Here is a 13,747-nt window from a genome sequence, read left to right as displayed (position 1 = left end):
ATGGAAGTACCCCATGAGTCAGGCACGCACCGGCCCCGTCGTCGGAGTGCTCGCCGGGGCGGGCATCGTGGTCTCGCTGATGCAGACCCTGGTCGTCCCGCTGATCCCGGACCTGCCGAACCTGCTCCACACCTCGGCCGCCAACGCGTCCTGGGCGATCACCGCCACCCTGCTGGCCGGCGCCGTCGCCACCCCGGTGCTCGGCCGGCTCGGCGACATGTACGGCAAGCGCCGGATCCTGCTCGCCAGCCTCACCATGCTCGTCATCGGCTCGCTGATCTGCGGCTTCAGCAGCTCGCTCGCCCCGCTGGTGGTCGGCCGCGCCCTGCAGGGCGTCTCCGCGGGCGTCATCCCGCTCGGCATCAGCATCATGCGCGACGAACTGCCGCCGCAGAAGCTCGGCTCCTCCATGGCGCTGATGAGCTCCTCGCTCGGCATCGGCGGCGCGTTCGGCCTCCCGCTGTCCGCCGTCATCGCCCAGCACGCCAGCTGGCACGCGCTGTTCTGGATCTCCGCCGCGCTCGGCGCGGTGGTCGCCGCCTGCGTCCTCTTCCTCGTCCCCGAGTCCCCCGTCCGCTCCGGCGGCCGCTTCGACACCGTCGGCGCGCTCGGACTCACCGCGGGCCTGGTCGCCCTGCTGCTCACCATCTCCAAGGGCAGCGACTGGGGCTGGGGCTCCGGCACCACCCTGGGCACGCTCGCCGCCGCCGTCGTGATCCTCCCGGTCTGGGGCTGGTGGGAGCTGCGCGCCCAGCAGCCGCTGGTCGACCTGCGCACCAGCGCCCGCCGCCAGGTGCTGATGACCAACCTCGCCTCCGTGGTGATCGGCTTCGCGATGTACGCGATGAGCCTGGTCTCCCCGCAGCTGCTGCAGATGCCCACCGCCACCGGCTACGGCCTCGGCCAGTCGATGGTCGCCGCGGGCCTGTGGATGGCCCCCGCGGGCGTGGTCATGATGCTGCTCTCGCCGCTCTCCGCCAAGCTCTCCCGGGCCAAGGGCCCCAAGGTCTCGCTGCTGGTCGGCGCCGTCGTCATCACCTGCGGCTACCTCTCCGCACTCGTCCTGATGGGCCACGCCTGGGGCGTGCTCCTCTTCTCCTGCCTGATCAGCGGCGGCATCGCGTTCGCGTACGCGGCCATGCCCGCCCTGATCATGGGTGCCGTCCCGGTCTCCGAGACCGCCGCCGCCAACGGCCTCAACACCCTGATGCGCTCCATCGGCACCTCCAGCTCCTCCGCCGTCATCGGCGTGGTGCTGGCGCACCTGACCACCGACTTCCACGGCCACGTCCTGCCCTCGGAGAGCGGCTTCCGCACCGCCTTCGTGATCGGCGCGGGTGCGGCCGTCGCCGCCGCCCTGGTCACCCTGGCCATCCCGGGCGTCCGCCGCGCGGTCGCCGGTGGCGGTGGCGGTGTTGCGGGCCAGGCCGGTCCGCAGGACGGCGCGGCGCAGGCCGCCGCGGCCGGGGGCGCGACCGCGAAGTAGGCGCGCGTGGTCGGCGGCGGGCCGTTCGTCCCCGCGTGGACGAACGCCCCGCCGTGGCTCCCGCGCAGGTCGCGGCAGTAGGGTGCGCGGATGGCGACCCACGAGCGAGAGATCACCGGCCCCGTCGACCTGTGCCGACCCGACGGGCGGCTCGACCGCGACGCCGTCGGCTGGTCGCGCACCCCGCTGCACCGCGGCAACCTGCAGGGCTGGGGGCGCACCAAGCGCTGGGAGTACTGGTGCGTCACCACGCCCACCCACCTGATCGCGCTCACCGTCAGCGACCTGGACTTCCTCACCCTCGACACCGTGTACTTCCTCGCCTGGGACGGGCACGGCGTCCTGGAGGACCACGAGCGCACCGCGATCGCCCCCGGCCTGCCGACCCGCCGCACCGCCCTCCCCGAGGGCATCGCGGGCTCCGGCGGCCCGCACGGCGCGGACCTCGCCGTCGGCCCCGAGCGGCCCGGCCGCCGCCGGGTCCGGATCTCGATCGGCCACGAACCCGGCGGCACCCGGCTGCGCGCCCGGGCCCTGACCGCCGACCTGCGCCCGCTGGAGGTCGACCTGCTGGTCGCCCTGCCCGAGGGTCACGAGACCCTGTCGGTGGTCGTCCCCTGGGACGACAGGCGCTTCCAGTACACCTCCAAGCACACCGCCCGCCCCGCCACCGGCACCGTCCGCCTCGGCGACCGCACGTACGCCTTCGGGGACGACGCCTGGGGCGTGCTCGACCACGGCCGGGGACGCTGGCCGCGCTCGCTCGGCTGGAACTGGGGCGCCGCCTCCGGCCGCACCGACGGGCACACCGTCGGCCTCCAGTTCGGCGGGCAGTGGACGGTCGGCACCGGCAGCACCGAGAACGCGCTGTGCGTGGACGGCCGCCTCACCAAGATCGGCAGCGAGCTCGACTGGCACTACGACCCCGCCACCCCGCTCGCCCCCTGGCGGATCACCACCCCCGACAGCGACCTGGTCGACCTCACCTTCCTCCCCTTCCACGACCGTCGCACCCGCACCGAGGCCGGGTTCGTCGCCAACCGCACCGACCAGTGCTTCGGCCACTACCGCGGCACGATCCGCACCGACGACGGCCTGCGCGTCGCGGTCGACGGGCTGCTCGGCTGGGCCGAGGACGTCCGGATGCGCTGGTGACCTCCCCTCCCATGTGCCCCGCGCACGGTCCCGGCCCCGACCCGGCCGCGCTGGTCGGCCGCCGGCTGACCGGCGTGGTCGCGTCCTGGTACAGCCACGAGGGCGAGCGGGCCGCCGACCCCGTCGCCCTCTGGCTGCGCGACGACCGCGGCGGCTGCACCTTCGTCGCCACCGGCAGCGACTGGTGCCTGATCGTCGCCGACGACCACCCGCACCCCGACGTCGACCTGGGCGAGTGGGGCCGCCTCGACGTCCGCGACGCCCCGCACGAGACCCCCTTCGCCCCCCACCTGGGCCGCCCCGTCCTGGCCACCCGCCAGGAGCACGCCCCGCACACCGGCCGCACCGCGTTCGAACTCGACTTCCCCGGCGGCACCGTCCGCTGCGAGTCCTGGGACGGCGACCTGCGACTGACCGCAACCGGAGACCCGCGATGACCGAACTCCCGCACCACCGGGCCCTGCTGGCGGCCGTCGACTGGCCCGCGCTGGAGGTCCCGCACCCGACGGAGAGACTCGACGCGGCGCTGCTGGCCCGGATGACCGACCCCGACCCGGCGGAGCGGGCCCGGGCCGCCGACCCACCGGGCCGATCTGCTGCGGCAGATCGCGCGGACGGCGGACGCCGCGGAGGAGGCCCGGAGGGCGGCCGCGTTCTGGGGGACGGCGGAGGACGAGGAGCACCCGCCGCTGCGGGAGTTCTGGGCGCTGCGCCCCCGACTGTTCGCCGCGCTCCCGCTGTCCGAGCACCCGGACCTGGCCGGGCACCGCCCCGAACTGGTCGGCCACGCCGAGTGCTTCCTCGCTTCCTCCACCGACCGCTACCGCCGAGGTCGGGGACGAGGACGCGTACCGGTGCCTCGCCGACGAGGAGTCGGGCCGTGTACGGGCGGTCGGACCGGTCAGGGGCAGGGCACGGCGCGGGCGAAGTCGTGGTGGACGGTGACGGCCTGCTGCCACTCCAGGGTGCGGATCAGGCGGTGGACGACCAGCAGTGGGACGACGCCGACGACGCCGAACGACATGTCGACGAATTGCCAGAACACGGGTATGCCGCGCAGCGGTCCGCAGATCAGGGCGAGCGGGATGACGCCGCCGCAGGCCAGCACGGCCCAGCGGACCACCCAGACGTTGCGGACGGGGTCGCGCAGCGGGCCCCAGAAGGCGGCGGCGATCACCAGGTGGGCGAAGGCGAGCCAGTCGGTGCCGTAGGCGAGGAAGGGGTGGCGGCCGTAGCCGTCGGCGACGCCGTCGCGGACGCGGTGCACCCAGGCGTCGAGGGCGGGGAAGGTGCCGCCCAGGCCGGTGGCGTCGAGCAGGCGGGCCAGCAGGGAGGTCTCGGTCTGCAGCGGGAAGGCGGTCAGTCCGCTGAGGGCCAGGCAGACGACGAACAGGACCAGCCAGCGCCGGATGCGGCGGCGGACGAGTGCGGGGTCGGCGGCGGGCGCGGAATCCGGTCCGGCGGTGGTGGAACCGGCCGGGACGGTGGCGATGTCGGACATGGGGAACCCCCCTCATGGCGCGGGTGCCTGGAGATGGCACGCGGTGTCGCGAGGAGGACTCTAGACCCGAATTTGAACGCGTTCAACATGCGGGGACAGGCCGCCCGAAAGGGGCTTTTCGGACCTGTCCGTGGAAAGCCCTAATCTTGTCCCCCGTGACCGCCATCGCAGACCAGCCCACCCGGCCCGCCCCCGGCCCGGCCGCCGACGAGGGACTCGCCCGCCGGCTCAAGGCGCTGGCGTGCACCGCCCCGCTGCACGACCTGGACAGCCGCAAGGTCAACCTGGCCGGCGAGTACGCCTCGTACACCATGGCCGAGGTCGGCCTCGCCGCGATCGACCTGGTCACCCTCAACATGGACTTCGACACCGGCGCCGACCGGGACATAGTGCTGGCCCGGCTGCTGCCCCGGATCGCCGCCCAGAACCCGGGCCGCGCCACCGCCGAGCACGAGCGGGTCGCCCGCTGGGTGCTGGAGTCGCTGATCAACGTCGGCAGCGTGGACCGCGGCTTCCGCGCCGTCTACGGCACCTTCGGCCCGGACGGCGAGTACACCCGCCGCGACTACGACTTCAAGCTGATCGAGGAGGTCCCCGGCCAGGACGGCGGGGTCTACCTGCGCACCACCGACGAGGCCGTCAACGTCCTGGTCGGCGCCCTCGACACCGACGTGACCAGCGCCCAGATCGCCGCCGAGGTCAAGCTGGAGGTGCTGATCCGCCGCGGCCGCCTCGCCGACGCCCAGCTCGCCGCCGAGCAGGCCCGCTACCGCACCGTCCAGTACGCCGAGACGCTGCGCCGCGCCCTGGAGGCCACCCGGCGCAACGTCCGCGCGGTCGACTGGATGGAGACCGTCCCCGACCTGATCGACGAGGCGCTCGACCACATCGCCGACCGCTACCGGCACGAGAACGCGATCCTCACCAACATCCGCAAGGCCCGCGACGAGAGCGTCGACGGCGAGCACAAGCGCCGCGCCGCCGAACTCGTCGACATCGTCAAGGACTGCATCCGCCGCCACACCCAGCTGCAGACCCGCCTGCTGGAGGCCGGCCCGCTGTTCCGCGCCGAGCAGGACCGGCAGGCCTTCGCCGCCCCCGCCGCCCGCAGCGGCATCGACCTGTACGGCCAGCTGCTGGCCCCCGTGCTCACCCTCCCGCTCGGCGACGCCACCCGGCCCACCGACGCCTTCTTCGCCCGCGCCACCGGCCTGCGCACCCCGGTCTCCGTCCGGGTCGCCGACCTGGTCGACCTGCTGCTCACCCCGCCGGTCGAGCGCGAGCACCTGGGCGCCGAGCTCCCCGAACCGGACCTGGTCGCCACCCCCGACGACAGCCGGTTCTCCGAGGCCCAGCTGGAGGCCGCCCTCGACCTGCTCGACCTGCCCGCCGACGCCCCCCGCCGCCTCTCCGGCCTGCTCGCCGACGCCCGCTCCCGCGGCGCCGCGCTCGGCGAGGACGGCGAGGACGGCGACGGCGAGGAACTCGCCTACCTGGTCGCCCTGCTGGCCGTGCACGCCGCCAGCCCGCCGGTCGGCACCGCCTACCGGCAGGGCGAGGAACGGCTGCTGTTCGCCGTCGACGACGGCACCCGGCTGGACGACCCCGGCTTCGGCGGCGCCGACCTGATCGTCGGCAGCGCGCTGCTGGACGCGGTGGGCATGGCCGCCGACCGCAAGGACGCCAAGGGCACCGGGGCGGCCGGGTGACCCGCGCCGCCCGCAGCACCCGCACCGCCCCCCGCACGCGCCGTACCCGCACCACCTGTACCACCTGCACCACTCGCACCGCCCGGATCGAAGGAGCGCTCGGATGACCACCACCAGCGAGGCGTGGACACCGCCCGAGAGCGAACCGGCCGCCGCCGGGCCCGCGCCGATCAGCCCGGCGGACGTCGCCGAGGCCGCCCGGCTGGTCTCCTTCGGCCTGCAGGCCAAGCTGCTGCCCGCCCGGGACGCCGAGTACGGCGAACTGGTGCGCCGCTACCGGGAGGACCCGCCGTTCGGGCGGCTCGCCGACGCCGTCGCCACCGGCATGGGCCTGGTCGTGCTGGAGGTCTCCGCCCGGGCCGGGATGGCCGTCGCCGCCGCCGAGGACTCGGTGTTCGCCGTCCGGATGGGCGACTACTCGCGGCGCGCCGCCTCCGAGTCCACCGACCGCTTCCTGCACGGCCTGGCCCACCTCGCGGTCGCCGCGCTCGCCTTCCCCCGCCCCGAGGACCTCGCCGACGACGGCTACCTCGGCCGGGTCACCGTCAACGGCGTGGACGCCTTCGTCCGGCAGGCCTGCCGCCGCCTGGAGGAGCGCGCCGAGGCCGAGGGCACCAACACCGACCCGGCCAGCGACGCCCCCGGCCTGGAGGCCGCCTGGCGGGTCTGGGCCCGCCGCTCCGCGACCGGCGCCACCAAGGACGCCCGCCGCCTGGCCGGCTCCACCACCGGCATCGTCTCCAAGGCGGTGTCCTTCCTGGTCGACTCCGGCTTCCTGCAGAAGACCTCCGACGACTCCGGCGGCACCTACCGCACCACCGCCCGCTACCAGCTGCAGGTCCGCGACCTGGCGGGCGGCGCCGCGATGGCCGAGCTCCTCGACCTGGGCGTCGTCCCGGTCAGCGACGGCACCCCCACCCTGGCCCCGCCCGACGAGAGCGACGAGCTGGTGGCCGACGCCGGCCTGCCGTTCCACGCCCTCTGACCCGCCCTCCGATCCACCCTCGGCACGGCTGAGACAGCTTCAGGAGAACCACCGCACATGTACGAGCTGAACCGGGTCCGCCTGTACTCGATCGGACCGGCCGGCGCCCGCTACGCCGACACGGTGCTCGACCTGCGCGGAGTCGGCGAACCGGTGCCCGAGCCGCAGCCCCAGCAGATCGGCCTGTTCGGCGAGGAGCCCGAGGGCCCGCAGCGCCGCCCCGCGCCCGCCGGCGTGCTGTTCCTGGAGAACGGCGGCGGCAAGTCCGTCCTGCTCAAGCTGATCTTCTCGGTGATGCTGCCCGGCCACCGCAACACCCTCGGCGGCGCCTCCTCCGGCGTGCTGCGCAAGTTCCTGCTCGCCGACGACTGCGGCCACGTCGCCCTGGAGTGGCAGCACACCGTCACCGGCGAACTCATCGTGGTCGGCAAGGTCAGCGAGTGGCGCGGCCGCCAGGTCTCCTCCGACCCGCGGAAGTTCGCCGAACTCTGGTACTCCTTCCGGCCCGGCCCCGGCCTCACCCTGGACGGCCTGCCGGTCGCCGAACGCCCCGCCCTCACCGGCGACCAGAAGGTCCGCGGCCGCCGCCGCACCATGAAGGGCTTCCGCGACGCCCTCACCGAGGCCGGCAAGGCCCAGCCCCACCTCGACGTCACCTTCGAGGAGATCCACGACCGCTGGATCGAGCACCTCGGCGCCCTCGGGCTCGACCCCGAACTCTTCCGCTACCAGCGCGAGATGAACGCCGACGAGGGCGAGGCGGCCGGCCTGTTCGCGGTCCGCAACGACGCCGACTTCACCGACCTGCTGCTGCGCGCCGTCACCGACACCCGCGACACCGACGGCCTCGCCGACCTCGTCCACGGCTTCGCCGCCAAGCTCGGCCGCCGCGCCGAACTCACCGCCGAACGCGACTTCACGGCCGGCTCGGTCGACCTGCTGCAGCGCATCGTCGACGCCACCGCCGCCCGCGAGACCGTCCGCGAGGGCCACCGCGCCGCCGAACGCCGCACCCGCAAGCTCGCGCTGTCGCTCACCGCCCGCTCCGCCGTCGAACGCGACCGCGTCCACGACCTGGCCGTCGAGGTCGCCGCCGCCGCGAGCGCCGTCACCGCCGCCGAGACCGACCGCACCCGGCACTCGCTGATCGTCTCCGAACTCACCTACCGGCACGCCACGCTGGGCCTGGAGGCGGCCACCGCCGAAGCCGCCCGGCTGCGCCGCGAACTCACCGACGCCCGCGCCCAGTTCGCCGCCTGGCAGGCCGCCGAGGCCGTCCTGCGGCACCGCGCCGCCGCCGACCGGGCCGGGCGGGTCGCCGCCGCCATCCGCGAGGCCGAACTCGACGCCGCCCCCGCCCTCGCCGCCCGCGACCGGGCCGCCGGAGCCCTCGCCCGCGCCCTCGAAGCCGCCGCCGCGAACGCCGAGGCCCGCGCCGACCAGGAGGAACTGCGCGCCGGGGAACTGCAGGAGGACGGCGCCACCGCCCAGTCCGAGGCCACCGCCGCCGCCACCGCCGCGCAGAAGGCCCGCTCCGAGGCCGAGCACCTGCGCCAGCGCCTCGCCGAGGTCGAGCAGGAGACCGCCGCCGCCGTCGAAGCGGGCTGGATCGACGACTCCGGCGCCGAGCCCGACCCGGCCCGCGCCGCCCTGCACGCCGCCGACGCCGAGCAGGCCGCCACCGAGGCGCTCGAACAGGCCCGCACCGCCGCCGAGCACAGCGCCGTCCGGGCCCGCGAAGCCGCCGCCGCCGAGGCCCGCGCCGAACTCGCCGCCGCCCGCGCCGCCGACGCCCGCACCGCCGCCGACCGCGCCCTGGCCGCCGAGCAGCGCACCGCCGCCCAGCTCGCCGCCGAACCCCGGCTCGCCGAACTGCTCTCCCTGACGCCCTACCAGGACGGCGCCGAGGAGTCCGAGGGCTTCCTCACCCCGCGCCTGCTGGACGCCAGCGCCGAGGACCTGCGCGAACTGCTCGACCAGTCGGTGGCCACCGCCGAACGCACCCTGTTCGACCTGCGCACCGCCGCCGCCGACGACTCCCGCATCCTCGCCGCCCTCGGCGACGGCGGCCTGCTGCCGCCCGGCCCCGACGTCCTCGCCACCGTCGAGCACCTCGGCGAGCAGGGCATCCCCGCCCTCCCCGGCTGGCGCTACCTCGCCCAGTCCGTCGACCCCGCCGACCACGACGCCATCCTCGCCGCCCGCCCCGAACTCGTCGACGGCGTCGTGGTCACCGACCCCGCCTCGCTGGAGCGGGCCCGCGAGGCGCTCGCCGCCGCCGCCCTGCTGCCGCGTTCCACCGTCGCCGTCGGCACCGCCGCCGCCCTGATCGCCCCGATCGAGGGCGAGCCCGCGTTCTTCCTGGTGCCGCCCAACCCGGCCATGCACAACGAGACCGCCGCCGACGACGAGCGCCGCGAACTGCGCACCCGCGCCACCGCCCGCGAGGAGCACATCCGCGAACTCGCCGCCCGCCTCGGCGGCGACCGCGCCCTCGCCGCCCGGCTCGCCTCCTGGCACGCCAGCTGCCCGCCCGGCACCCTCGCCGAACTCGCCGAGAGCGCCGCCGCGGCCGCCCTGCACGCCGAGACCACCGCCGCCGAACTCGCCACCCTGCGGGCCGACCGCGCCGACGCCGACGCCGAGCACCAGGCCGCCGCCGCCCGCCACGAGGAGTGCCGGGAGCGCGCCCAGCGCGCCCGCCGCCGCGCCGACGCCCTCGAAGGACTCGCCTTCCGGCTGCGCGAACGCGCCAACTGGACCCGCCGCCTGCGCGAACTCGCCGAGGACACCGTCGAGTGCGAACGCCGCCAGGCCCAGTGCGCCGAACGCGCCCGCACCTGCGACGAGGACCGCCGCGCCGCCCAGCGCGCCGCCGACGACGCCCGCCGCACCGCCCGCACCCTGCGCGGCGAACGCGCCGAGATCGCCGCCGTCGACACCAGCGCCGCACCCGACCCCACCGTCACCCCCGCCTCGCTGCCCGCCCTCCGCGAGGCATACCGGGCCGCCGCCCAGCTCTACGAGAAGGTCGGCGTCGGCGCCGACCTGCGCGCCGAACAGGCCCGCGCCGAGAGCGACGAGACCGCCGCCGCGGCCGAGCTGGACCGGCTCAGCAACAAGGTCAAGGCCCGCGCCGAGGAACTCCTCGCCAGCCCCGACGGCGCCGACGGCCCCGCCCGGCAGGCCGCCGCCGCCCGCGCCGAGGAACTCGTCACCCTCATCGAGGCCCGCTCCGGCGCCGCCTCCGAGGAGGTCGGCCGCCTGCGCGGCGACGCCGAACGCTCCGCCCCGGTGAACGGCGAGGCGCACACCGAACTCCCCGAGGACCTGCTCCCCGCCGACCCCGAGCACGCCCAGGCCCTGCTGCGCACCGCCACCGCGCTGCTCGCCGAACGCCGCGAACGCGTCGAGGCCGCCCGCACCGAGCACGGCGACCTGCAGCGGACGCTGGACCAGGCGCAGGCCGCCGCCGCGGACTTCGAGGAACTCGCCGGACAGCTCCGCGACGCCCTGCGCGACAACGGCGAGGAGAGCGACGTCGAAGCCGACGCCTACCTCGGCTCGCTCGCCGCCGCCCGGGCCGCCGTCACCGACACCCGGCGCGCCATGCGCACCGCCGCCACCGAGCTCACCGGCGCCGAACTCGCCGTCCGCGACGCCGCCGACGCCCTCGTCCGGCACGCCAACGCCGCCCGCTACGAGGCCGTCCGCACCCCCGCCCGGCAGCAGATCCGCGAACTGCCCGCCGCCGCGCTGCCCGACCACGCCGCCGCCTGGGCCGCCGCGTTCGCGCCCCGGCTGCGCGTCCTCACCGACGAGCTCGCCCAGTTGGAGCGCAACCGCTCCTCCATCGTCGACCGGCTGCGCGGCCTGGTCGAGACCTCGCTCGGCACCCTGCGCGCCGCCCAGCGCCTCTCCCGCCTCCCCGAGGGCCTCGGCGAGTGGTCGGGCCAGGAGTTCCTGCGGATCCGTTTCGAGGACCCGGACCACGCCGTCCTGGTCGAACGGCTCGGCGAGGTCATCGACGAGGCCACCCGCTCCGCCGTCAGGAAGAACTCCGACCTGCGCCGCGACGGCATGTCGCTGCTGCTGCGCGGCGTCGCCGCGGCGATCGGCCCCAGGGGCGTCTCGGTCGAGATCCTCAAGCCGGACGCGGTGCTGCGCGCCGAACGCGTCTCGGTCGGCCAGATGTCGGACGTCTTCTCCGGCGGCCAGCTGCTCACCGCCGCGATCGCCCTCTACTGCACGATGGCCGCGCTGCGCGCCAACGACCGCGGCCAGTCCCAGCTGCGGCACGCCGGGACGCTCTTCCTCGACAACCCGATCGGCCGCGCCAACGCGACCTACCTGCTGGAGCTGCAGCGTGCCGTCGCCGACGCGCTCGGCGTCCAACTCATCTACACCACCGGCCTGTTCGACACCACCGCGCTGGCCGAGTTCCCCCTCGTCATCCGGCTGCGCAACGACGCCGACCTGCGGGCGGGCCTGAAGTACATCTCGGTGGAGGAGCACCTGCGCCCCGGCCTCCCGGCCCCGCAGGGCCCGGACGGGCCGACGATCCACGGGGAGATCACCGCGACCAGGGTGTTCCGCAAGCCGGAGTAGCCCCGAACGGACCCGGGGGCCGGGGGCGGAGGCGGACTCCGCCCCCGGCGCTTTCATGACATGGACACGAGTTGTTGTCCGGTGTCGGACTGGCGGGTTGCGGACACCGGTGAAGCCTTCCGGTGCCCGTTCCGGATCGACAGAGTAGTGGTCGCCGCCCCGGAGTGACCGGGGCGGGCACCGGAGACCGCTGCTCCTGCAGGGCAGCCGTCCCGGGGGCGGCCGGGGGTCCCGTCGCCGCTGTCAGACGTCCAGGCTTCCGCCGTTCGCCATCCGGAGTAATGACATGAACATGAAGAGTATTCGCCGTGGCCTCGCCCTCGCCATCGCCGCCGCGTCCCTCCCGCTCTCCCTCGCGCTCGGCACCACCACCGCCTCCGCCTCGGTCGGGACGACGATCGGCACAATCGCCGCCGCCAACCTCGGCAACAGCGGGTCCGGCCTGAACAGCGCCGGCACCTACGGCTACTACAACAGCGCCAACGAGGACTGGTGCGCCGACTTCGCCAAGTGGGTCTGGAGCCAGGACGGCGTCAACGTCTCCGGGCTCACTGCGGCCGCAGCCAGCTTCGCCCACTACAACGGCGGCCTCACCGGTACCCCGCACATCGGCGACGCCGTCGTCTTCGACTACAACGGCAGCGACTGGGCCGCGCACGTCGCCATCGTCACCAGCATCAACGCCGACGGCACCATCGGCACCATCGGCGGCAACCAGGGCGGAGGCTACGTCACCCGCGGCGTCATCAGCGCGAGCGGCTACTACGGCTCCAAGCGGGTCAGCGGCTACGTCTCGCCCATCGGCGGCCGGGACGACAGCCCCGCTCCGTCGGTGGTGCCGTTGGCGGCGGCGATGGTGGGGAGTACGGCGCATCTGTTCGATCTGGGGGCGGGGGGTGGGTTGCAGATCAACGATGGTGCGTACTCGGCGAGTTCGTGGAGCGGGTGGAACGCGGTGTCGGGGTCGGCGACGGGGTTGAAGCAGATCGCGGCGGTGCCGGACGGTAACGGTGCGCATGTGTTCGCGGTGATGTCGGACGGTTCGGTGGGTGGGGTGAACGGGAGTTGGGACTCCCACACCTGGTCGAGTTGGTACAGCCTGGGTGGCGGGAACGTGACGCAGGTGGCGGCGGTGCAGATCGGTTCGGTGGCGCACGTGTTCGCGTTGACGTCGGACGGGACGCTGCACATCAACGACGGTGACTACAGCGCGGGTTCGTGGAGCGGGTGGAACACGGTCCCGGGGTCGGGGTTGAAGCAGATCGCGGCGGTGCCGGACGGCAACGGCGTGCACGTGTTCGCGGTGATGTCGGACGGTTCGGTGGGTGGGGTGAACGGGAGTTGGGACTCCCACACCTGGTCGAGCTGGTACAGCCTGGGTGGCGGGAACGTGACGCAGGTGGCGGCGGTGCAGATCGGTTCGGTGGCGCACGTGCTGGGCGTGACGTCGGACGGGACGCTGCACATCAACGACGGTGACTACAGCGCGGGTTCATGGGGCGGGTGGAACACGGTCCCGGGGTCGGGGCTGAAGCAGATCGCGGCGGTGCCGGACGCCAACGGTGCTCACGTGTTCGGGTCCACCGCGGACGGCAAGGTCCACGGCATCAACGCCAGCTGGGACTCCCACACCTGGTCGAACTGGTACGACCTGTAAACCCCCCGCACATCGGCCGGGCCCGCCGGAGACGCGGGCCCGGCCGTGGTCGCCCCACCGAATACCCCTCCCCGAGAACAGGACCGACCCATGCCTTCCCTCCGCATGCGCAAACTTTCCTCCTTGATCGCCGGTGCCGCCTTGATCGCCGGGACCGCTCCGCTCCTCCTGGCCGGTCAGGCGTCCGCTGCCTCCATCGCCACCTGGGACGCGCTGGCCCAGTGCGAGAGCGGCGGGAACTGGAGCATCAACAGCGGCAACAATTACTACGGCGGCCTGCAGTTCTCGGCCGACACCTGGACGGCTTTCGGCGGAACGCAGTACGCGGCCCGGGCCGATCTCGCCACCAAGCAGCAGCAGATCCTGATCGGCGAGAAGGTCCTCGCGGTTCAGGGACAGAACGCCTGGCCGTACTGCGGTCCCAAGGTCGGACTCGGTGCCGACCACGCCGATCCCTACCCGTCCACGCCCTCCCCCGCTCCGTCGGTGGTGCCGTTGGCGGCGGCGATGGTGGGGAGCACGGCGCATCTGTTCGATCTGGGGGCGGGGGGTGGGTTGCAGATCAACGATGGTGCGTACTCGGCGAGTTCGTGGAGCGGGTGGAACGCGGTGTCGGGGTCGGCGACGGGGTTGAAGCAGATCGCGG

The 13,747-nt window shown here is 74.6% G+C and carries 9 protein-coding genes; 8 read left to right on the top strand and 1 reads right to left on the bottom strand.

All coding sequences use genetic code 11. The annotated features are described in order from the left end of the window. Positions 1–13 precede the first annotated feature (13 nt). The 3 genes from QSK52_RS28090 to QSK52_RS28080 all read left to right on the top strand — a co-directional run bounded on the left by QSK52_RS28090 (position 14) and on the right by QSK52_RS28080 (position 3,078). Positions 14–1,486 (top strand): MFS transporter, encoded by a 1,473-nt coding sequence (locus QSK52_RS28090; protein ID WP_285738977.1) that lies wholly within the window; start codon positions 14–16, stop codon positions 1,484–1,486. 90 nt (positions 1,487–1,576) lie between these two features. Beyond that, a complete protein-coding gene (locus tag QSK52_RS28085; RefSeq protein ID WP_285738976.1) occupies positions 1,577–2,641 on the top strand; it encodes a DUF2804 domain-containing protein in 1,065 nt (354 codons plus the stop codon). Further along, a complete protein-coding gene (locus QSK52_RS28080) occupies positions 2,638–3,078 on the top strand; it encodes a hypothetical protein (protein ID WP_285738975.1) in 441 nt (146 codons plus the stop codon). The genes QSK52_RS28085 and QSK52_RS28080 overlap by 4 nt, the downstream gene beginning before the upstream one ends. A 464-nt stretch (positions 3,079–3,542) precedes the next feature. Here the strand turns inward: QSK52_RS28080 and QSK52_RS28075 are convergent, their stop codons facing one another. Then, complete coding sequence (locus QSK52_RS28075) at positions 3,543–4,142, bottom strand: hypothetical protein (protein WP_285738974.1); 600 nt, start codon at positions 4,140–4,142, stop codon at positions 3,543–3,545. Positions 4,143–4,297: 155 nt separating this feature from the next. Between QSK52_RS28075 and QSK52_RS28070 the strand changes: the two genes are divergently transcribed. The 5 genes from QSK52_RS28070 to QSK52_RS28050 form a co-directional block, all read left to right on the top strand. Further along, entirely contained in the window at positions 4,298–5,851 is a 1,554-nt protein-coding gene (locus QSK52_RS28070) for a hypothetical protein (RefSeq protein ID WP_285738973.1), read from the top strand. A gap of 103 nt (positions 5,852–5,954) precedes the next feature. Beyond that, positions 5,955–6,836 carry a hypothetical protein gene (locus QSK52_RS28065; RefSeq protein ID WP_285738972.1) on the top strand — a complete coding sequence of 294 codons (882 nt, stop codon included), beginning with the start codon at positions 5,955–5,957 and terminating at the stop codon, positions 6,834–6,836. Between the two features lie 57 nt (positions 6,837–6,893). Beyond that, positions 6,894–11,444, top strand: a complete 4,551-nt coding sequence (locus tag QSK52_RS28060) for a hypothetical protein (protein WP_285738971.1) — start codon at positions 6,894–6,896, stop codon at positions 11,442–11,444. Positions 11,445–11,736: 292 nt separating this feature from the next. Further along, positions 11,737–13,101 carry a CHAP domain-containing protein gene (locus tag QSK52_RS28055; protein WP_285738970.1) on the top strand — a complete coding sequence of 455 codons (1,365 nt, stop codon included), beginning with the start codon at positions 11,737–11,739 and terminating at the stop codon, positions 13,099–13,101. 123 nt (positions 13,102–13,224) lie between these two features. After that, the coding region (locus QSK52_RS28050) for a transglycosylase family protein (protein ID WP_285738969.1) at positions 13,225–13,747 on the top strand (523 nt) is incomplete at its 3' end.

It is taken from the genome of Kitasatospora phosalacinea (assembly GCF_030268885.1).
Taxonomy (GTDB): Bacteria; Actinomycetota; Actinomycetes; order Streptomycetales; family Streptomycetaceae; genus Kitasatospora; species Kitasatospora phosalacinea_C.
Note: the sequence above shows the minus strand (reverse complement) of the source record. Positions and strands in the feature narration are given on the sequence as shown.